A 19374-nucleotide genomic window follows, 5' to 3' on the forward strand; every position below is an offset into this window, starting at 1 on the left:
GGCCGCCCGGCGTCCGGTGTCCTCCACAGATCATCAGAAGGAAAGTCATGACTGCTGACTCCGCCCCGGCTGTGCCGAGGCCGCCCGCCCGTCAATCCTCTGCTCCGGAGATCACCGGCGCCGAGGCCGTCGTCCGCTCGCTCGAGCTGCTCGGTGTCACCGATGTCTTCGGTCTTCCCGGCGGCGCGATCCTCCCGGTGTACGACCCGCTGATGGATGCCGAGGATCTGCGGCACATCCTGGTGCGGCACGAGCAGGGGGCCGGGCACGCGGCCGAGGGCTACGCCTCGGCTTCGGGCAAGGTGGGCGTGTGCATCGCGACCTCCGGTCCCGGTGCCACGAACCTCGTCACCGCGATCGCCGACGCCTACATGGACTCGGTGCCGATGCTGGCCATCACCGGCCAGGTGTTCTCGACGCTGATGGGAACCGATGCGTTCCAGGAAGCCGACATCGTGGGCATCACGATGCCGATCACCAAGCACTCGTTCCTGGTGAAGGACGCTGCCGACATCCCGGGCGCGATCGCCGCGGCCTACGAGATCGCCGGCACCGGTCGTCCCGGTCCCGTGCTGGTCGACATCACGAAGGATGCGCAGCAGGCCACCGCGCCGTTCGTGTGGCCGCCCAAGATCGATCTCCCCGGCTACCGACCGGTGACCAAGGCGCACGGCAAGCAGATCCAGGCCGCCGCGACCCTGCTCGCCGAGGCCAAGAAGCCGGTGCTGTACGTCGGCGGCGGCGTGATCCGCGGCAAGGCGTCGGCGGAGCTCCTCGAACTCGCGGAGTCCACTGGTGCGCCCGTGGTCACCACGCTGATGGCTCGCGGCGCGTTCCCGGACTCCCACCCGCAGCACCTCGGGATGCCCGGCATGCACGGCACCGTTCCCGCCGTGCTGGCGCTCCAGGAGGCCGACCTCCTCGTCTCCCTCGGTGCACGGTTCGATGACCGCGTGACAGGCAAGGCGGCGCTCTTCGCCCCGAACGCCAAGGTCGTGCACGTCGACATCGACCCGGCGGAGATCTCGAAGATCCGCACCGCGGATGTGCCGATCGTGGGCGACGTCCGCGACGTGCTGACGGACTTGGACGCCGCGTTCCGCGGTGCGACGGCCAGCGCGAAGCCCGACATCGAGGAGTGGTGGTCGTACCTCGATGGCCTCCGCACCGAGTTCCCGCTCGGCTACGCGCCGACGACCGACGGGCTCCTCGCCCCGCAGTACGTGATCCAGCGCATCGGCGAGCTCACGGGCCCCGAGGGCATCTATGCCTCGGGCGTCGGCCAGCACCAGATGTGGGCGGCGCAGTTCATCAAGTACGAGCGCCCCAACGCCTGGCTGAACTCCGGCGGCGCCGGCACCATGGGCTACTCGGTCCCTGCGGCGATGGGTGCGAAGGTCGCAGAGCCCGGGCGGCACGTCTGGGCGATCGACGGCGACGGCTGCTTCCAGATGACCAATCAGGAGCTCGCGACCTGCGCGATCAACAACATCCCGATCAAGGTCGCGATCATCAACAACTCCTCGCTGGGCATGGTGCGCCAGTGGCAGACGCTGTTCTACGACGGCCGCCACTCGAACACCGACCTCAACACCGGGCACGGGACCGTTCGCATCCCCGACTTCGTGAAGCTCGCCGAGGCCTACGGGTGCCTGGCGATCCGCGTGGAGAAGGAGGAAGAGGTGGATGCCGCCATCCAGCTCGCGCTCGAGACGAACGACCGCCCCGTGGTGATCGACTTCGTCGTCAGCGCCGACTCCATGGTGTGGCCTATGGTCCCGCAGGGAGTCAGCAACAGCTATGTCCAGTACGCCCGCGAGCACGCGCCCGCCTTCGACGAGGAGGACTGATCCATGTCGACCCACGTGCTGAGCCTGCTGGTGGAGAACACCCCCGGTCTCCTCACCCGCGTCGCCGGGCTGTTCGCCCGTCGCGGCTTCAACATCGATTCCCTCGCCGTCGGCGTGACCGAGGTGCCCGGGATCTCCCGGATCACGGTCGTCGTCGACGTCGATGAGCTGCCGCTCGAGCAGGTCACGAAGCAGCTCAACAAGCTGATCAACGTGATCAAGATCGTCGAGCTCGACTTCTCGACCTCGGTCCAGCGCGAGCACATGCTCGTGAAGGTCCGCACCGACAACGCCACGCGCTCGAACGTGATCGAGGTGGTGAACCTCTTCCGCGCATCCGTGGTGGACTACGCCTCGGACGCGCTCGTGATCGAGGTGACCGGCGACAAGGGCAAGGTCGACGCGATGCTCCGTGCGCTGGAGCCCTTCGGCATCAAGGAGATCGCGCAGTCGGGTCTCCTCGCCATCGGGCGCGGCGGCAAGAGCATCACCGAGCGCGTCCTGCGCGGCTGACCGACCCGAGTACCCACTTTTCGCCGCTCATCGAGCACGCGAAGCCAGACGAAACGCAAAGAACAAGGAGAAACACACCGTGAGCACCGAGATCTTCTACGACGCCGACGCAGACCTGTCCCTGATCCAGGGCAAGAAGGTCGCGATCGTCGGCTACGGCTCGCAGGGCCACGCCCACGCGCAGAACCTGCGCGACTCGGGCGTCGAGGTCGCCATCGCGCTGAAGGAGGGCTCCAAGTCCGCCGCGAAGGCCGAAGAGGCGGGCTTCCCCGTGAAGACCGTCGCCGAGGCCACCGAGTGGGCCGACGTGATCATGATCCTCGCGCCGGACCAGCACCAGCGCATCATCTACAGCGAGTCCATCGCGCCGAACCTCACGGCCGGCAAGACGCTCGCCTTCGCGCACGGCTTCAACATCCGCTTCGGCTACATCGACGCACCCGAGGGTGTCGACGTGATCCTGGTCGCCCCGAAGGCGCCGGGCCACACCGTTCGCCGTGAGTTCGTCGCCGGCCGTGGCATCCCGGACATCATCGCTGTCGAGCGCGACGCATCGGGTCACGCCTGGGACCTCGCCCTCTCGTACGCGAAGGCCATCGGCGGCACCCGCGCCGGCGTCATCAAGACGACCTTCACGGAAGAGACCGAGACCGACCTGTTCGGCGAGCAGGCCGTGCTCTGCGGTGGCGTGAGCCACCTGGTGCAGGCCGGCTTCGAGACGCTGACCGAGGCGGGCTACCAGCCGCAGATCGCGTACTTCGAGGTGCTGCACGAGCTCAAGCTCATCGTCGACCTGATGTGGGAGGGCGGCATCGCCAAGCAGCGCTGGTCGATCTCCGACACCGCCGAGTTCGGCGACTACGTCTCGGGCCCGCGCGTCATCGACGAGCGCGTCAAGGAGAGCATGAAGGGCGTGCTGGCCGACATCCAGTCGGGCGCCTTCGCCAAGCGCTTCATCGACGACCAGGACAACGGAGCCGAGGAGTTCCTCGCGCTGCGTGCCAAGGAGGAGCAGCACCCGATCGAGGTCACCGGCAAGGAGCTGCGTTCGCTCTTCGCCTGGAAGCAGCAGGACGAGGACTACGTCGACGGCAGTGCTGCGCGCTGATCTGAGTCAAGCCTGACCTGAGTCAGCAAAGAACGGGCGTCCCCTCGGGGGCGCCCGTTCTTCGTTTGCCGGGGGTCAGGGTCGTGTGAGTTCCGCGAGGATCTCGATCACGTGCCGGTATGGGCGGCCGGTGGCCCTGGTCATCCCGATCTCGCACGTCCGGTTCGCCGAGACGAAGGCATCGAATCCGCCGCGCTCGCCCTCCGCCGCCGCGATCTCGGCCGATTCCTGCGCGGTCGCGCTGGCGGTGAGTTCCGGATGCAGCATCCCGCGGTCGCCGGCGAAGGCGCAGCATCCCCAGCCCTCCGGGATGAACACGTCATCCGCGACGGCGTGCGCGATCGCGGTCAGGGCTCCGGTCGCGCCGAGGGCGGTCGTCGAGCACGTCGGGTGCACGGCAACCGTCGGGAGCTTCGCAGACACGGTCAGCCGGGGCAGCACCTCACGGGCGACGTAGGTCGTGGCATCCTCGATCCGGAGCCCTGCGTACTTCGGGTTGTTCGCCACGGACTGCGCGAGCATCACATCGAGGCCCTCGGTGCAGGACGCGGCGTCGCACACGACGGGCAGCTCGCCCTGGCGGCTCGCCTCCCAGAGGGAGTCCAGCACGCGGTCCGACATGAGGCGGTAGCCGTCCAGGTGGCCCTTCGACTTCCAGGGCGTGCCGCAGCAGAGGCCGCCGTTCTCCTCCGGGATCACGACGGGGATCCCGGCGCGGTCCAGCAGCTCTCGCAGCGCGTCCCTCGATCCCTGACCTTCGGCCTCCCCGCCGAACATCGTGCCGATGCACGCTCCGAAGAACACGGCCTGCGCGTCGCTCGGGGCTTCGGGGCGCGGAGGTTTCGACCCGCCGCGGGGGAGCCCACCGTCGTAGAGAGGGAGTGTGTCGGCGCCCAGCACCGCCCGTCCCACCTGGGTCACACCGCGGACCAGCGGCGCCGGGAGCGCGTCGGCGACCGTGAGGGCGACGCCACCGGCTCGGGTGACCGTGCTCCAGTGCTTCGCCGCCGTGCCCCACAGGGCGCCCTCGATCGCGTTGGACTGCTCCGCCCGCAGTCGGCGCACGAGGTCACCGGTGTTGATGTCCACGGGGCACGCCACGCCGCACATGCCGTCGACGGCGCAGGTCTGCACTCCGTCGTAGTCGTAGTCCTTCTGCAGGTCGCGTAGCAGCTCGGTATCGCCTTGCTCTTCCGCCCAGGCCATGTCGCGGCGGATCACGATGCGCTGACGCGGGGTGAGCGTGATGCTCTTGCTCGGACACGTCGGCTCGCAGTATCCGCACTCCACGCAGCGGTCGACCTCGTTCTCGACCGTGGGGACGCGCTTGAGGTCGTGCAGGTACGAGTCGGGATCATCCGAGAGCACGACGCCCGGGTTGAGGATGCCGTCGGGATCGAGCAGCCGCTTGATCTCCCACATCATGTCCGTCAGCTCGTCGCCGTACTGGCGGCGCACGAACGGCGCCATGATGCGACCGGTTCCGTGCTCGGCCTTCAGCGAACCCTGCTGGGACAGCACCAGGTCGACCAGGTCGTCCGTGAACCGGCGGTAGCGGGCCACGCTGTCGGCGTCGTCGAAGCGCTCGTTGAGCAGGAAGTGGACGTTCCCGTCCTTCGCATGACCGAAGATGACCGAGCCCTCGTAGCCGTGCTCGGCGAACAGCTCGATCAGACGTTCACAGGTCGCGAGCAGGCGGGGGACAGGGACGACGATGTCTTCGAGCAGAGCGGTCGTGCCGGAGGGACGCGCTCCGGCCACCGCGGTGTAGAGGCCCTTGCGCACGTGCCACAGGGCGGCACGTTCGCCCGCATCCGTCGTGAGCCGGGGCGCCACGGCCAGCGGCAGCTCCTCGAAATGCACCTGGGCGGCGGCACTCGCCTCCGCGAGGGACGCGGCATCGGACGCGTGGACTTCGACGAGGAGGGCCGCATGCCCCTGCACGTCGATCTCCGCGATGGCCGCCGGGACATCGCTCAGCCCCTGTGCGACGCGGAGCGATGCCGCATCCATCAGTTCGATCGTCGCGAGGCCGAGACGTGTCAGATCGGGGAGCGCGGTCATGGCCGCGGACAGGGTCTCGAACACCAACAGCCCGGTCGCGATCGCCGGACGCACCTCGATCGTGCGGAACCGTGCCTCGGCGACGAACGCGAGGGTGCCTTCGGAGCCGATGATGAGGTGTTCGAGGATGCGCACCGGATCATCGAAGTCGAGTAGGGCGTTGAGGCCGTAGCCCATGGTGTTCTTCATCGAGAACTGCTGCCGGAGGAAGGCGACCTGCTCGGGTGAGGCCAGCAGGCGCGCCCGCAGGCTTAGGAGCCCGTCGGCGATCTCCGGTTCCGCGGCGCGGAGCAGCTCGTTCGCGTCCGGGCGTCCGGTGTCGAGGATGGTTCCGCTGGGGAGCACGATCGTCATCGATTCGATGGTCTGGTACGAGTTCTCGGTGATGCCGCAGGCCATGCCGCTGGAGTTGTTGGCCACGACCCCGCCGATCGTGCAGGCGATCTCACTCGCCGGGTCCGGGCCGAGTTTGCGGCGGTGGCGTGTCAGACGGGTGTTGACCTGGCGGACCGTGGCTCCGGGACCGACGCGGACGAGTGCGCCGTCGTCCTCCACGCGGATGTCGCGGAAGTGACTGCGCGTATCGACGAGGATGTCGCCGCTGACGCTCTGACCGGAGAGGCTCGTCCCGCCGGAGCGGAAGGTCATCGTGCGCCCCGCGGCCCGCACCGCGCCGAATGCGCGGGCGACGCCCTCGGCATCCGCGGGGGAGAGCACCGCATCGGGGATGAGCAGGTAGTGGGAGGCGTCGTGTGCGCGGGCGAACCGATCGATGGACCGAGAGTGCACCTCGGTCGCGGGGCCCAGCAGCGCGGGGTCCAGCGGTTCGGCGAGTGTGGTCGGCACGATGCTCCTCTGCTTCGTCGAAAGATTGTCAGACAAGTGTACCGAGGGGCGGAGCGTTTCGTTAGACTGACCGGATGACCACGACCTCGGACGCGCCGCTCGGCATCGTCGGCGTGGTCGATGCCGTCACCGTTCAGCTGCGCGGACGCATCCTCAGCGGCGAGATCCGCTCCGGTGAGCCGCTCACGGAGGCGGCGGTCTCGCAGACGTTCGGTGTGGCCAGGCCGAGCGCGAAAGCGGCGATCGAACAGCTCGTCGCCACCGGCCTCCTGGTGCGCACCGCGCATCGAAGTGCGCGCGTCGTCGGGATCGACGCCGATACCGTGCGCGACGTCTATCGCACGAGGGTGAGGCTGGAGAGTGCGGCGCTGCGAGAACTCGCTGCGACCGGGACGGTTCCCGATGCCGCCCGCGACGCCAACGCCGAGATCCTCGCGATGCCGGGCGGCCCCGACCCGGCGACCGTCGACCCCGATCTGCGCTTCCACACCGCGCTCATCGACGCGCTCCAGAGCGAGCGGACCGGTCGCATGTACCGCAGCGTCCTCGACGAGGTGCGGCTGTGCATGGCGCAGGTGCAGGGACGCCGGCTGCTCGACGCTACGGTGATCGCCGCGCAGCACGCCGACATCCTCGACGCGGTCGAGTCAGGGGAGGGCGAGCGTGCGGCCGCCCTTCTCAACGCGCATCTCTCGTCGGCCGAGGAGAGGCTCGTCGAAACGCTCGACGCCGACTAGCGCCGACCGGCCGTCACTCGGCCGGGGCCTCCTCGACCACGATGGGTGCTTCGGTGGAATCCGCCCACTCCGGTGCGGGCAGGACGGTGTCGACCTGCCCCGCCTGGATCGCCCGCAGCGCCTCGGTGATCTCCTCGTCGTTCTCGGGAACGGGAAGGTCGCACGCGCGTAGCTCGGAGGCGAACTGCAGCGTCAGTCGGTTCTTGCCCGCTTCCACGGCCTCCGCCGTCGTGCCGGTGATGATCTCGCTGCCGGTCTGGATCGCCGAAACCTCGTCGCAGACGTGATAGACCTTGCCGCCCTCGACCCAGACGACCTCGTCCTTGCCGAGCAGCTGGATCACGGCGGACTGGTCGGCCGTGTACTGCTCGACCGACGGCGGAGCGAAGTCCACGCCGAGGACGACGGCGAGAGCCGCGAGGGCCACTCCGACGATGCCGGCCGTCGTCTTCTGTCCCTTGTCCATGTCCTTGTTGAGGAAGATCAGGATGACGAGCGGGAGGAAGGCGACGATCGCGATGATCGCACCGAGCTGGTTCTGCACGAAGAACCGAGTCTTGTCGGACTTGCGCGCTGGGTCGAGGCGGTTGGCCTTCTTCCAGAGCACCGATCCGGTGATCGAGAGTGCGGCGATCACGACCAGCAGCACGAGGAGGGCGATGAACGCCCACTGCGGGAACGTCGCGGTGACGCCTTGCTCTTCCAACAGGCCGGTATCGGGGTCACGGACGAGCTTCCCGTCCTCACCGACGAACTCCCGCTGACGCAGCAGCCAGAAGATGCCGACGGCTTCGCCGACGATCGCGATGGCCCACAGCACGGCGGCGATCCAGCGGAAACGGGTCGCCTTCGCCTTGCTCTCAGGAGTGGGGACCCATCCGGCGGGCGGCTCGGTATTCGTGCTGCTCGCCGCAGGCTGCTCGACGTCGGCGTTCTTCTTGTCGCTGTCGGCCACGGTGCTCCCCTTTTCCCTCCGATGCCCGCCATACCGGCTCGAGGCAACCCCGAGCATAGTGGACCGGGTGTCCTACTCTGGGGAGATGACTTCCGATTCCGACGACGCCCTCAACTGGGAGGGCGACGAGGCCGCAGCGCCGAAGGATCGCGCGCTTCCGCACGGCTGGAACGCCGTGGGCAGGGGCAGCGAAGACGTGGGGAGGGTCGAGGAAGACGGCACCGTCACCGCCGCTGCGCCTGACGAGCCCGCCGGCCTGAGCACGCCGATGCTCCTGATCCTCGGGATCGTCGGCGGCGTCTATCTCCTGTACACGATCGGCTGGATCGTCGGCGGGCTACGTCTGAAGCCGCTGGCCTCCTTCCTCGTCGACGACGCGATGTTCCTGCCGTGGTTCATGTTGGCGATCGCCGCGCCGGCGCTGTGGTTCCTCGCGACCTGGGTCCTGACCCGGGGGAGGGCCGCGTGGGTCCGCGTCGCCGTGCTGCTCGCGGGCGTGGTCCTCCTCGTTCCCTGGCCCTTCGTCACCGTGGGGGTGATCGGATCGTGAGTGCGTCTTCCGCTCCTCAGCAGGTCTCGGCGGGTTCGCCTCGCTGGCTCGTCGGACTCGTCATCGGTCTGGCCGGGCTCTTCTACGCCTACGCGGTGTGGAACGCCGTCGCGCACCTGATCACGATGGCGCAGACCGGATTGACCGGAGGGGGATGGGCGACACTTCTGTTCGGCGTCGCGTTTCCCGCCATCGTCTTCGCCTTCGCCTACGTGATCGGCCGACGACGTGGTGTGGGAGAGCTCGCGCTGGTGTTCCTCGCGGGACTCGGCGTCGTCGCGGTCTTCTGGATGAGCCTCATCGCGCTCAGCCTGACGATGCCGAGCGCCTGAGTCGCTCACGGTCACACGGCACGGAGGCCCTCGAGCGCTCGGGTAGAGTTGACGCGATCGCGCCCCCATGGTGTGCGGCGCATCGGCCACTCCCGCCTGCCGCGCTGCCCCGAAGGATCCACTGTGCCGAAGCCCGTCGTGCTCATCGCCGAAGTACTCTCTCCCGCCACCATCGAGGCCCTGGGCCCCGACTTCGACGTCCGTGACGTCGATGGCACCGACCGCGAGGCGCTGTTTGCGGCGCTGGCGGATGCCGATGCCGTGCTCGTCCGCTCGGCGACCCGCATCGACGAGGAAGCGCTCACGCACGCGCCGAAGCTCAAGGTCGTCGCCCGTGCCGGAGTCGGCCTCGACAACGTCGACATCAAGGCGGCCACGGCTGCCGGCGTCATGGTCGTCAACGCGCCGACCTCCAACATCGTCTCCGCCGCCGAGCTCACGGTCGGCCACATCCTGAGCCTCGCCCGCCGCATCCCGGCCGCGCACGCCTCGCTCTCCGCAGGTGCGTGGAAGCGCAGCTCCTTCACCGGAGCCGAGCTCTTCGAGAAGACGGTCGGCATCGTGGGTCTCGGCCGCATCGGTGCGCTCGTGGCAGCGCGCCTCGCGGCGTTCGACATGCGCGTCGTCGCATACGACCCCTACGTCACCTCGGCGCGCGCCCAGCAGCTGGGCGTGCAGCTCCTCTCGCTCGATGAGCTCGTCGCCGAGTCCGACTTCCTCACGATCCACATGCCCAAGACGCCGGAGACCACCGGCATGATCGGCGCCGAGCAGTTCAAGGCCATGAAGCCGACCGCCTTCGTCGTCAACGTCGCGCGCGGCGGCCTCATCGACGAAGAGGCGCTGCACGCCGCCCTCGTCGCGGGGGAGATCGCCGGTGCGGGTCTCGACGTCTTCACCTCCGAGCCCCCGGCTGAGGGCGGTACCGCTCGTCCGCTGCTCGAGCTTCCCAACGTGGTCGTCACGCCTCACCTCGGCGCGAGCACCGAGGAGGCGCAGGAGAAGGCCGGCGTCTCGGTCGCCCGTTCCGTGCGTCTCGCGCTCGGCGGAGACCTGGTGCCCGACGCGGTCAACGTGGCCGGCGGCGTCATCGATCCGTACGTGCGCCCTGGCATCTCGCTGGTCGAGAAGCTCGGTCAGATCTTCGCCTCGCTGGCGACCTCGCCGCTCACGAGCCTCGACGTCGAGGTGCACGGCGAGCTCAACGACTACGACGTGAGCGTGCTCAAGCTCGCCGCGCTCAAGGGCGTCTTCACGAACATCGTCAGCGAGACGGTGTCGTATGTGAACGCGCCGCTCCTCGCCGACCAGCGCGGCATCGCCGTGCGTCTGCTCAAGGACGACGTGAGCGACGAGTACCGCAACGTCATCACGCTCACCGGCGCCCTGTCCGACGGCTCGCAGCTCTCGGTCTCCGGCACGCTCACCGGTCCGAAGCAGACGGAGAAGCTCGTGGGCATCAACGACCACACGCTCGAGCTGCCGATCGAGAAGCACCACGTCGTGATGCTCTACACCGACCGCCCCGGCATCGTCGCGGTCTACGGTCAGAAGTTCGGCGAGGCGGGCATCAACATCGCCGGTATGCAGATCGCCCGCAAGGCGGCCGGCGCGCAGGCGCTCAGCGTGCTGACGCTGGACTCCCCGGTGTCCGATGAACTGCTCGACGATGTGCGCGACGCGATCGACGCCGACCTGTTCCGTCAGATCGAGATCACCGAGGTCTGATCGGCGGCTTCAGACAAGAGGGCGGGAGCGTGATGCTCCCGCCCTCTCGCGCGTATGCCGGCGGGGTCAGGCGGTCGCCTTCAGGATCAGTGCGATCAGCTCGGAGAGCTCGTCGCTGCGGGGGACCAATCGATCGGGTCCGTGCACGTCGAGCGAGTTGTTGAAGTAGAGGCCGTCGCTGACCAGCATCACGAGGTCGAGGCTCGCGGTGTCCCGCACGTGCGGACGGATCGTCTCCGCCCAGCGGCGTCGGGTGTCGCGAAGCATGTCGGCTGCCGGCACGGATCCGCCCTGGGCGAGTCGGGTCGCGGCGATGAGCGCGCGGTCGAGCGCATCGTCCTCCATGACCGATGTGCGCACGTAGTAGGCGACGGGTCCTTCCTCGGCGGCAGACATCCGTTCCAGATCCAGAGTCGTCAGGCGGTCGAGGCGCTCCATCAGCCCGGCTTCGAGTTCGTCCTTCGAGCCGAAGTGATAGAGCAGGCCCCCCTTGGAGACCCCCGCCGCCTTGGCCGTCGCGTCGAGCGTCGCGGCGCGTTCGCCGTCTTCGATGAGGATCGCTTCGAAGGCGTCGAGCACCTTCTCGCGGGCGAGGGGAGGTCGGGGCATCGTGGATCCTCTGCACAGGGAAGGGGCGGGAACTCTGTTACTATACCATCCGGACGGTTCACTAACCGTGCGATCAAGATTCTGAGAGGTGTTCCATGACCCGTACTGCGTCGATCCCGACGACAGAGACGGATGCTCCCCGCGTCGGAGCCCGAGGCTGGGCGGCGCTCATCGTCCTCATGCTGCCGGTGCTTCTGGTGTCGGTGGACAACACGGTGCTGAGCTTCGCGCTCCCGGAGATCTCCATCGCGCTCGCTCCCACCGGGGCCGAGCAGCTGTGGATCATCGACGTGTACCCGCTGGTGCTCGCCGGCCTCCTGGTGACGATGGGAACCTTGGGTGACCGCTTCGGTCGTCGGAAGATGCTGCTGATCGGCGCCACCGGGTTCGCCGCGGTCTCGGCCCTCGCCGCCTTCGCGCCGACGGCGGGGCTGCTCATCGCCGCTCGTGCACTCCTCGGTTTCTTCGGCGCCATGCTGATGCCATCGACCCTCTCGCTGCTGCGCTCGATCTTCCAGAACCGCGACCAGCGCCGCATGGCGATCGCGGTGTGGGCGTCGGCGTTCTCCGCCGGGTCCGCGCTCGGCCCGATCGTGGGCGGATTCCTCCTGGAGCACTTCGCCTGGGGATCGGTGTTCCTCATCGCCGTCCCGGTGCTCATCCCGCTCCTGATCGCGGCCCCCCTGCTCGTCCCGGAGAGCCGCGACCCGAACCCGGGCCGTATCGACCTGATCAGCATCGCGCTGTCGATGGCGACCATGATCCCCGTCGTCTACGCGATCAAGTCGCTGGCCGTCGACGGACCGAGTCTCACGGCCGGCGCCTGGGCTCTGCTCGGCTTCGGGATGGGGTACCTGTTCGTCCGTCGCCAGTTGCGCTCCCGGACGCCGATGCTCGACATGGCGCTGTTCCGGCGCGGTTCGTTCTCCGGGGCGATCCTGGTGAACCTGCTCAGCGTCGTCGCGCTCGTCGGCTTCCTCTACTTCGTGTCGCAGCATCTGCAGCTGGTCCTCGGGCTGTCGCCGATGATGGCGGGCTTGGCGCTCGTGCCCGGCATGCTCGCGATGATCGTCGCCGGCCTCTCGGTCGTGCCTGTCTCGCGCCGTGTCCCGCCGCACATCGTGATCCCGGTCGGACTCGCGTTCTCGGTGGCGGGCTACCTGATCGTGGCGTTCACGACCCATGAGCATGGCGTGCTCCCGCTCGTGGTCGCCTTCGTCGTGCTCGGCATCGGCATCGGCGCGGCCGAGACGATCTCCAACGAGCTGATCCTCTCCAGCGCCCCCGCCGCAAAGGCGGGTGCGGCGAGTGCCGTCTCCGAGACGGCCTACGAACTCGGCGCCGTGCTCGGCACCGCGGTACTGGGCGGCATCATCACGGCGTTCTACCGTGGTGCACTCGTGCTTCCGGAGGGGCTGCCGGCCGACGTCGCGCACGCGGCGGGGGAGACCCTCGCCGGTGCCTACACCGCGGCCCAGGAGCTTCCGGCTGCTCTCGGCACGGCTCTCTGGGACGCCGCGGCCGCCGCGTTCGGCTCGGGCGTCATGGTGACGTCGCTGATCGGCGCCGGCCTCGTGGTCGTCGCCGGCGTCATCGCGGCCGTCACACTGCGCAAGGCCCCCTCGCACTGACCAGTACGCTGGGAGGACCGGCCCGCTCGACCTCGTCGGGCCCGGCCGGTCCATCCCCGTGCAGTGCGCAAGGAGTGTCATGTCGCGTGTCGTGAAGCTGGCCGTCATCCCCGGTGACGGCATCGGTCCCGAGGTCATCGCCGAGGCGGAGAAGGTGCTCGACGCCGTCACCGCCTCCAGCGGCGTGGTCTTCGACAAGACCCGTTTCTCGCTGGGCGCCGGACGCTTCCTCGAGACCGGCGATACCCTCACGGACGAAGACCTCGCGTCGATCTCGGCGAACGACGCGATCCTCCTCGGCGCGGTCGGCGGCACTCCGGGCGACCCGCGTCTGAAGGATGCGAACATCGAGCGGGGACTGCTGCTGAAGCTGCGCTTCACGCTCGACCACTACGTGAACCTGCGGCCGTCAAAGCTCTTCACCGGTGCCCCCGGCCCGCTGGCAGCTCCCGGAGAGATCGACTTCGTCGTGGTCCGCGAGGGCACGGAGGGTCCGTACGTCGGCAACGGGGGCGCGATCCGCAAGGGCACGCCGCAGGAGGTCGCGAACGAGACCTCGGTGAACACGGCCTTCGGCGTGGAGCGCGTCGTGCGATACGCCTTCGAGCTCGCCGAGCGCCGTCGGAAGAAGCTGACGCTCGTGCACAAGACGAATGTCCTCGTGCACGCCGGCGCGATCTGGCAGCGCGTCGTGAACGAGGTCGCCGCCGCGCACCCCGACGTGACCGTCGACTACCTGCACGTCGACGCAGCCACGATCTTCCTTGTCACCGATCCCGCGCGCTTCGACGTGATCGTCACCGACAACCTGTTCGGCGACATCCTCACCGACCTCGCCGGAGCCGTGACCGGCGGCATCGGCCTCGCCGCCTCGGGGAACATCAACCCCGACGGCGCGTTCCCCTCGATGTTCGAGCCCGTGCACGGTTCGGCGCCCGACATCGCTGGCCAGCAGAAGGCCGACCCGACCGCCGCGATCCTCTCGATCGCACTGCTGCTCGACCACCTCGGCCTCGCCGAGGAATCTGCTCGCGTGAGCGCCGCGGTCGAGGCCGACATCGCCGCCCGCTCCGGCGCGCGCACCACTGCGGAGATCGGCTCCGCGATCACTGCACGCCTCTGACTGCAGGCGTAGGCTGAACGGGCGCGAAGATGCGCCCACCCACGAGGAATGGATGATGAGATGACGACCATCGATGCCGAGGCGACCGTGGCTCCACTGGAGTTCCTCGTCATGAAGAACCTGAACGCTGTGTCACCCGACCGTCTCGCCGAGGCGCTGGAGAATCCGGGCTTCGGCGTGGTCTTCACCGATCACATGGTCGACATCTGCTGGTCCGCCAAGGGCGGGTGGCACCGTCCGCGCGTGCAGCCGTACGGTCCGATCCCGCTCGACCCCGCGGCATCCGTCCTGCACTACGCGCAGGAGATCTTCGAGGGCATCAAGGCCTACCGCCACGCCGACGGCTCGATCCACACGTTCCGCCCCGACCGCAACGCGGCGCGCCTGCAGGCCAGCGCCCGCCGACTCGCGCTGCCGGAACTCCCGACCGAGTACTTCATCCAGTCGCTGCGTGAGCTGATCGCCGTCGACGGCCGCTGGGTGCCGTCCGGCGCCGACCAGAGCCTCTACTTGCGGCCGTTCATGTTCGCCAAGGAGGCCTTCCTCGGAGTCCGTGCCGCGCAGAAGGTCGCCTACTACGTCATCGCCAGCCCCGCGGGCGCCTACTTCACCGGTGGTGTGAAGCCGGTGCGCATCTGGCTTTCCGAGGAGTACGCGCGCGCAGGCAAGGGCGGCACGGGCAAGGCGAAGACCGGCGGTAACTACGCGTCGAGCCTCCTCGCGCAGAGCGAGGCCAGCGCGAAGGGCTGCGACCAGGTCGTGTTCCTGAACGAGAAGCGCGACGTCGAGGAGCTCGGCGGCATGAACGTCGTCTTCGTCTTCAAGGACGGACGCGTGGTCACCCCCGAGTCCGACAGCATCCTCGAGGGCATCACCCGCGACTCGCTGCTGCAGCTCGCAGAGGACCGCGGCTACACGGTCGAGAAGCGGCCGATCTCGATCGACGAGTGGCGCGAGGGTGTGGCCTCCGGCGACATCGTCGAGGTGTTCGCGTGCGGGACGGCCGCGGTCGTCACCCCGATCGGCGCACTCGTCGGCGACGGGTTCGACGAGCCGCAGCCGCTGGGCGAGCTCGCGCTCTCGCTGCGCGAAGAGCTGACCGACATCCAGTACGGCCGCCGGGAAGACAAGCACGGCTGGCTCCTGCGCCTCGACGCCTGAGCTCCTCCGCCGAGACCCCGCCTTTCCGTCGAGACCCCGCCTTCTCAACTCCAGGAAGGCGGGGTCTCGGCGTTTACTCGGGGTCTCGGCGGCCGCCAGTCTTCCTACACATCGGTGATCTGCGTCGACGAGCCTGTGGACCGCGGGTTGTCCCGCATTCCGTGCGGCCAGAATGGTGGATGCCACGAAAAATCGACCTCGATCGCGCCGAGTGCCTGCTGCAGTCGCGGGAGGATCTACTGCTTCGAGGATTCTCGGAGAGGACGCTGCGGGACGCGGTCGACCGCGGTGCACTGCGCCGTGTCCACCGAGGGCATTACATCGAGAGTGCCGCCTGGGAGGACCTGTGGCCGGAGGGACGGCAGCTGGTTCACCTTGTCGCCGTCCGGCGGGCGAGCCCAGGTGACGGTCCGGTGTTCTCGCACGCCTCCGCCGCGGCACTGTGGGGTCTGCCGTTGGTCGGACCGGTCAGTGACGTCGTCCACACAGTCATCCGGGGTCGTCGCCACAGCCGCACCGAGTCGGGGGTCGCGCGTCACGCCATATCGCTCGACACCGGGGACATCGTGCGGCACCACGGAATGCTCTGCACGTCCCTTGCGCGCACGCTCTTCGACGTCGCCCGAGTGCTTCGACCTGAGGCCGCGGTCGCCGCGGCGGATGCTGCTCTTCGGCTCGTCTCGATACGGGGGCATGACATCGACCTCGAGGCCGACTCCGCCTGGCGAGATGATTTCCGAGGGAGGTGCGCCGCGGGGTTGCGTGGTGTTCGGCGAGCCAGATGGGTGGGGGACTTCGCGGACTGTCGGGCACAATTGCCGGGCGAGAGCGTGAGCAGACTTCAACTCCACCGGCTCGGGTTCCGAGACATCGAGCTTCAGGTGCCGATCGTGGGCGCAGCCGGAGCGGATTGTTTCGCAGACTTCGGATTCCGCCGCTCCCGCGCATTCGGCGAGTTCGACGGTGAGGGCAAATACCTCGAGTCGGACCTGCGGCTCGCGCCCACGCCCGTGGACGCCGTCCTCGCGGAGAAGCGTCGTGAGGACGACATCCGCGGGGTCACCGGGTGGCGGGTCGTTCGCTGGGGCGGGGCGCACATCCGGACGGCGGAGGCTCTCGGCGCGCGGCTTGCCGCGTTCGGCATCCGTCCGCCGGGGTGAGTGCGCGCCGACACCCCGGGTTCGCGTCGAAGCCCCGACCTACCGTCGTCTGAAACACGGGGCCTCGGCGTCAACACGGGGTCTCGACAGAAGAAGCGGGAGGGGGCGGGGAGCGCGAGGGGGAGCGGGACCGCGAGGGGAAGCGGGAGCGCTCGCTAGGCTGGATGCCATGAAGATCGCCCGGTTCAGCCACGACGAAGCCATCATGTACGGGATCATCGACGAGCGCGAGCTCGTGGTGCTCGCCGGAGACCCGATGTTCACCGGGTACGAGACCACCGGCGCGCGTGTACCGCTCGCGGATGCTGCTCTGCTCGCCCCGGTGATCCCACGGTCGAAGGTGGTCTGCGTCGGCAAGAACTATCACGATCACGCGGCGGAGATGGGGGGAGTCGCTCCCGAGGAGCCGCTGCTCTTCCTGAAGCCCAACACCTCCGTGATCGGTCCCGGCGACGCGATCGTGCGCCCGACCCTTTCGGAGCGTACCGAGTACGAGGGCGAGCTCGTCGTCGTGATCGGGAAGATCGCGAAGAACGTGAAAGCCGAGAACGCGCTCGACTACGTGCTGGGCTACACGATCGGAAACGACGTGACTGCTCGTGACCTGCAGCGCAAAGACGGCCAGTGGTCCCGCGCGAAGGGCTTCGACACGTTCTGTCCCCTCGGACCCGTGATCGAGACCGACTTCGACCCGGCGAACGCCACGATCGAGACGCGGGTGAACGGCGAGGTGCGACAGCACGCGCCGCTCACCGACATGATCCACTCGGTGCCGGCGATCATCGAGTACGCGTCCGCTGTCTTCACGCTGCTGCCCGGTGACGTCATCATGACCGGCACCCCGGCCGGAGTCGGCGCGTTCGAGGCGGGCGATGTGGTCGAGGTCGAGATCTCCGGGCTGGGCATCCTGCGCAACACCGCGCGCGACGCCGTCCCCGCGCCATGAGTGATGTCGCCCTGACGGCGGCGCAGCAGACGGCGGTCCAGCGACGCACCGTGCTGGTGCTGTCGTTCGGGCAGGTTCTCGGCGGCATCGCCTTCGGGGCCACGGTCTCACTCGGCGCGCTCCTGGCCGCGGACATCTCGGGGAACGATGCCCTTTCCGGCCTGGCGACGGCGTCGGTCACGCTGGGGGCGGCGGCGTGCGCGATCCCGCTCGCACGGCTCGCTGCGCGCGTCGGACGTCGGCGCGCGCTCACCCTCGGCAATCTCTTCGCGCTGGTCGGCATCGCCGTCGTCATCCTCGCCGCTTCCCTGCGCGTCTTCCCCCTGCTGCTCGCCGGCATCCTGATGATCGGCGCCGGAAATGCGGGCAACCTACAGTCCCGATTCGCGGCGACCGACCTGGCAGCTCCGCAGCACCGGGGCCGTGATCTCTCGATCGTCGTCTGGTCGACGACCATCGGCGGCGTCGCCGGGCCTCTGCTCCTCGGACCCGGAGAGATCGTGGGGCAGGCGGTGGGCATGCCGCCGCAGACCGGCTCCTATCTCTTCTCGTTCGTCGCGCAGTGCGCGGCTCTGGTGCTGTACATCGTCGCGCTCCGACCGGATCCGCTGCTGGCAGCGCAGCGCCTCGCCAAGGTGGCCGCGGCGACGACCGGAGCGGTGGTGCTCGACCGTCCTCGCGTGGCCCGCTACGCGATCTTCGCGGTCGCCGGATCCCACGTGGTGATGGCATCCGTGATGGCGATGACGCCGGTGCACCTGTCGCACATGGCGCACGGTGCGCACGGCATGGCGGCCACCCCGGCGGATGTGTCCGCGCTCGTGGGGATCACGATCGCCCTGCATGTCGGAGGCATGTATGCCCTGTCGCCGGTGTTCGGCGTGCTGGCCGACCGCTGGGGGCGGCTGCGCGTGGTGCTGCTGGGGCAGGCGCTGCTCGCCGGCGCACTGGCTTTCGCGGTGTTCACCGGCACGGAGGCATGGGGCGTCATAGTCGCGCTCATCCTGCTGGGGCTGGGATGGAGTGCGGCGACGGTCGCCGGCGCCGCACTGCTCACCGAGGCTTCGGCGCCCGAGCTGCGCACCCGTCGGCAGGGGCGCAGTGACTCGCTGATGAGCCTGTCCGCGGCAGCAGGATCAGTGCTGGCAGGGGTCGTGCTGGCGAACTTCCAATATGCGGGGCTCGGCGTGGCGGCGTCCATTCTGGTCATCGCGATCGTCGCGCTTTCTCCGCTGGCCCGCTCCGGCACCCGATGAAGGACTGGGTCGGAGTCGGCGAGGCCTTCTCCGCCTCGTACGCGGACCTCTGCGCGGGGACCTTCTCGACGATGCAACGCGCACTCGGCGCGCCCGCCGGCCGCAGCCTGCTCGATGTCGGTGCGGGCGACGGCAGGCTCGCTGCTGCCTGGGCAGATGCGGGCTGGATCGTCCGGTCGTGCGAGCCCGAGGCATCGATGCGTGCAGTGTCGCGGCGCCGCCATCCGCAGGTCGACACGGTCAGCGGGGCACTCCCGGATCTGCCGTTCGAGGACGGCGCGTTCGACGTGGTCGTCGCGAACTTCGTCCTGAATCACGTCGCATCTCCGCGGAGATCGGCAGCCGGGCTGCGGCGCGTGAGCCGTGGCGCCGTGGTCGCGACGACGTGGACGCTCTCGCCGTCGTGGTTCTGGGCCGAGATCACGGAACGCGCCGGGGTGGAGCCGTTCGCCGGCGCGAAGCTCTCCGGCGCTGAGGACTTCGAGCGGACGGCAGACGGATTCGCGCGGATGCTGCGGGAGGCGGGCCTGGAGCGCGTCACCGTCGCCGAGCATGTTTGGACCTGGAACGCGGAGCCCGATGCGCTCTGGCTCTCGGTCGAAGGCGGAGTGGCCGGTGCGGGCGCTCTATACACCGGACTGAATGCGGGGGATCGTCGACGATTCCGCGCGGCGTTCGACCTCGTCATCGAGGAGCGGCGCACGGGTGGTGTTCTGCCCCTCGAGCACCGGGCAGCGATAGCCGTGGCGACGGCCGGCTGAGCGCCCACCACCCGCCAGCGGAGACGACCCCGCCCCCGTAGAAT

17 protein-coding genes are annotated in these 19374 nt (G+C 68.9%); 14 read left to right on the forward strand and 3 right to left on the reverse strand.

The annotated features are described in order from the left end of the window. The first annotated feature begins 47 nt into the window (after positions 1 to 47). The 3 genes from DW298_RS17525 to ilvC are packed head-to-tail and all read left to right on the forward strand — an operon-like array spanning position 48 to position 3471. Complete coding sequence (locus tag DW298_RS17525) at positions 48 to 1850, forward strand: acetolactate synthase large subunit (RefSeq protein WP_136043748.1); 1803 nt, start codon at positions 48 to 50, stop codon at positions 1848 to 1850. Between the two features lie 3 nt (positions 1851 to 1853). Beyond that, positions 1854 to 2363: an acetolactate synthase small subunit gene (gene ilvN / locus DW298_RS17530; RefSeq protein WP_091027442.1), complete on the forward strand. Its 510-nt coding sequence runs from the start codon at positions 1854 to 1856 to the stop codon at positions 2361 to 2363. Next, complete coding sequence (ilvC, locus tag DW298_RS17535; RefSeq protein WP_342589083.1) at positions 2263 to 3471, forward strand: ketol-acid reductoisomerase; 1209 nt, start codon at positions 2263 to 2265, stop codon at positions 3469 to 3471. The genes ilvN and ilvC overlap by 101 nt, the downstream gene beginning before the upstream one ends. A 75-nt stretch (positions 3472 to 3546) precedes the next feature. Here ilvC and DW298_RS17540 read toward each other — a convergent pair whose 3' ends face one another. Further along, positions 3547 to 6381, reverse strand: coding sequence for an FAD-binding and (Fe-S)-binding domain-containing protein (locus DW298_RS17540; RefSeq protein ID WP_136043749.1), 2835 nt, complete (start codon positions 6379 to 6381; stop codon positions 3547 to 3549). A 74-nt stretch (positions 6382 to 6455) separates the two neighbouring features. Here DW298_RS17540 and DW298_RS17545 point away from each other — a divergent pair, with 74 nt between their 5' ends. After that, positions 6456 to 7118, forward strand: a complete 663-nt coding sequence (locus DW298_RS17545; RefSeq protein WP_136043750.1) for a GntR family transcriptional regulator — start codon at positions 6456 to 6458, stop codon at positions 7116 to 7118. A 13-nt stretch (positions 7119 to 7131) separates the two neighbouring features. Here DW298_RS17545 and DW298_RS17550 read toward each other — a convergent pair whose 3' ends face one another. Further along, entirely contained in the window at positions 7132 to 8073 is a 942-nt protein-coding gene (locus tag DW298_RS17550) for a hypothetical protein (protein ID WP_136043751.1), read from the reverse strand. A gap of 85 nt (positions 8074 to 8158) precedes the next feature. Here DW298_RS17550 and DW298_RS17555 point away from each other — a divergent pair, with 85 nt between their 5' ends. From DW298_RS17555 to serA, 3 genes are all read left to right on the forward strand, one after another. Continuing rightward, a complete protein-coding gene (locus DW298_RS17555; protein ID WP_136043752.1) occupies positions 8159 to 8623 on the forward strand; it encodes a hypothetical protein in 465 nt (154 codons plus the stop codon). Continuing rightward, positions 8620 to 8955 (forward strand): hypothetical protein, encoded by a 336-nt coding sequence (locus DW298_RS17560; RefSeq protein WP_136043753.1) that lies wholly within the window; start codon positions 8620 to 8622, stop codon positions 8953 to 8955. The genes DW298_RS17555 and DW298_RS17560 overlap by 4 nt, the downstream gene beginning before the upstream one ends. Before the next feature lie 123 nt (positions 8956 to 9078). Beyond that, complete coding sequence (gene serA, locus DW298_RS17565) at positions 9079 to 10683, forward strand: phosphoglycerate dehydrogenase (RefSeq protein WP_136043754.1); 1605 nt, start codon at positions 9079 to 9081, stop codon at positions 10681 to 10683. 66 nt (positions 10684 to 10749) lie between these two features. Here serA and DW298_RS17570 read toward each other — a convergent pair whose 3' ends face one another. Beyond that, positions 10750 to 11292, reverse strand: coding sequence for a TetR/AcrR family transcriptional regulator (locus DW298_RS17570; protein ID WP_136043755.1), 543 nt, complete (start codon positions 11290 to 11292; stop codon positions 10750 to 10752). A 95-nt stretch (positions 11293 to 11387) separates the two neighbouring features. Between DW298_RS17570 and DW298_RS17575 the strand changes: the two genes are divergently transcribed. From DW298_RS17575 to DW298_RS17605, 7 genes are all read left to right on the forward strand, one after another. Next, positions 11388 to 12923 carry an MFS transporter gene (locus tag DW298_RS17575; RefSeq protein WP_136043756.1) on the forward strand — a complete coding sequence of 512 codons (1536 nt, stop codon included), beginning with the start codon at positions 11388 to 11390 and terminating at the stop codon, positions 12921 to 12923. A 79-nt stretch (positions 12924 to 13002) separates the two neighbouring features. After that, positions 13003 to 14046: a 3-isopropylmalate dehydrogenase gene (locus DW298_RS17580; RefSeq protein WP_136043757.1), complete on the forward strand. Its 1044-nt coding sequence runs from the start codon at positions 13003 to 13005 to the stop codon at positions 14044 to 14046. Between the two features lie 60 nt (positions 14047 to 14106). Beyond that, positions 14107 to 15207 (forward strand): branched-chain amino acid aminotransferase, encoded by a 1101-nt coding sequence (locus tag DW298_RS17585; RefSeq protein ID WP_136043758.1) that lies wholly within the window; start codon positions 14107 to 14109, stop codon positions 15205 to 15207. Positions 15208 to 16037: 830 nt separating this feature from the next. Further along, positions 16038 to 16367 carry a hypothetical protein gene (locus DW298_RS17590; protein ID WP_136043759.1) on the forward strand — a complete coding sequence of 110 codons (330 nt, stop codon included), beginning with the start codon at positions 16038 to 16040 and terminating at the stop codon, positions 16365 to 16367. 169 nt (positions 16368 to 16536) lie between these two features. After that, positions 16537 to 17313: a fumarylacetoacetate hydrolase family protein gene (locus tag DW298_RS17595; RefSeq protein ID WP_136043760.1), complete on the forward strand. Its 777-nt coding sequence runs from the start codon at positions 16537 to 16539 to the stop codon at positions 17311 to 17313. Further along, positions 17310 to 18569 carry an MFS transporter gene (locus DW298_RS17600; protein ID WP_136043761.1) on the forward strand — a complete coding sequence of 420 codons (1260 nt, stop codon included), beginning with the start codon at positions 17310 to 17312 and terminating at the stop codon, positions 18567 to 18569. The genes DW298_RS17595 and DW298_RS17600 overlap by 4 nt, the downstream gene beginning before the upstream one ends. Positions 18570 to 18640: 71 nt before the next feature. Then, positions 18641 to 19330, forward strand: a complete 690-nt coding sequence (locus DW298_RS17605; RefSeq protein ID WP_240745184.1) for a class I SAM-dependent methyltransferase — start codon at positions 18641 to 18643, stop codon at positions 19328 to 19330. The last annotated feature ends 44 nt before the right edge of the window (positions 19331 to 19374 follow it).

This window comes from Microbacterium sp. A20 (assembly GCF_004794515.1).
Classification (GTDB): domain Bacteria; phylum Actinomycetota; class Actinomycetes; order Actinomycetales; family Microbacteriaceae; genus Microbacterium.

Excerpts from the sequence above, each read along its gene's own strand:
- DW298_RS17555 (WP_136043752.1), top strand. The coding sequence starts at position 8,159 with ATGACTTCCGATTCCGACGACGCCCTCAACTGGGAGGGCGACGAGGCC.
- DW298_RS17595 (WP_136043760.1), top strand. The coding sequence starts at position 16,537 with ATGAAGATCGCCCGGTTCAGCCACGACGAAGCCATCATGTACGGGATC.
- DW298_RS17600 (WP_136043761.1), top strand. The coding sequence starts at position 17,310 with ATGAGTGATGTCGCCCTGACGGCGGCGCAGCAGACGGCGGTCCAGCGA.
- DW298_RS17525 (WP_136043748.1), top strand. The coding sequence starts at position 48 with ATGACTGCTGACTCCGCCCCGGCTGTGCCGAGGCCGCCCGCCCGTCAA.
- DW298_RS17585 (WP_136043758.1), top strand. The coding sequence starts at position 14,107 with ATGACGACCATCGATGCCGAGGCGACCGTGGCTCCACTGGAGTTCCTC.
- DW298_RS17575 (WP_136043756.1), top strand. The coding sequence starts at position 11,388 with ATGACCCGTACTGCGTCGATCCCGACGACAGAGACGGATGCTCCCCGC.
- ilvN (WP_091027442.1), top strand. The coding sequence starts at position 1,854 with ATGTCGACCCACGTGCTGAGCCTGCTGGTGGAGAACACCCCCGGTCTC.
- DW298_RS17545 (WP_136043750.1), top strand. The coding sequence starts at position 6,456 with ATGACCACGACCTCGGACGCGCCGCTCGGCATCGTCGGCGTGGTCGAT.
- DW298_RS17580 (WP_136043757.1), top strand. The coding sequence starts at position 13,003 with ATGTCGCGTGTCGTGAAGCTGGCCGTCATCCCCGGTGACGGCATCGGT.
- DW298_RS17570 (WP_136043755.1), bottom strand. The coding sequence starts at position 11,292 with ATGCCCCGACCTCCCCTCGCCCGCGAGAAGGTGCTCGACGCCTTCGAA.
- DW298_RS17605 (WP_240745184.1), top strand. The coding sequence starts at position 18,641 with ATGCAACGCGCACTCGGCGCGCCCGCCGGCCGCAGCCTGCTCGATGTC.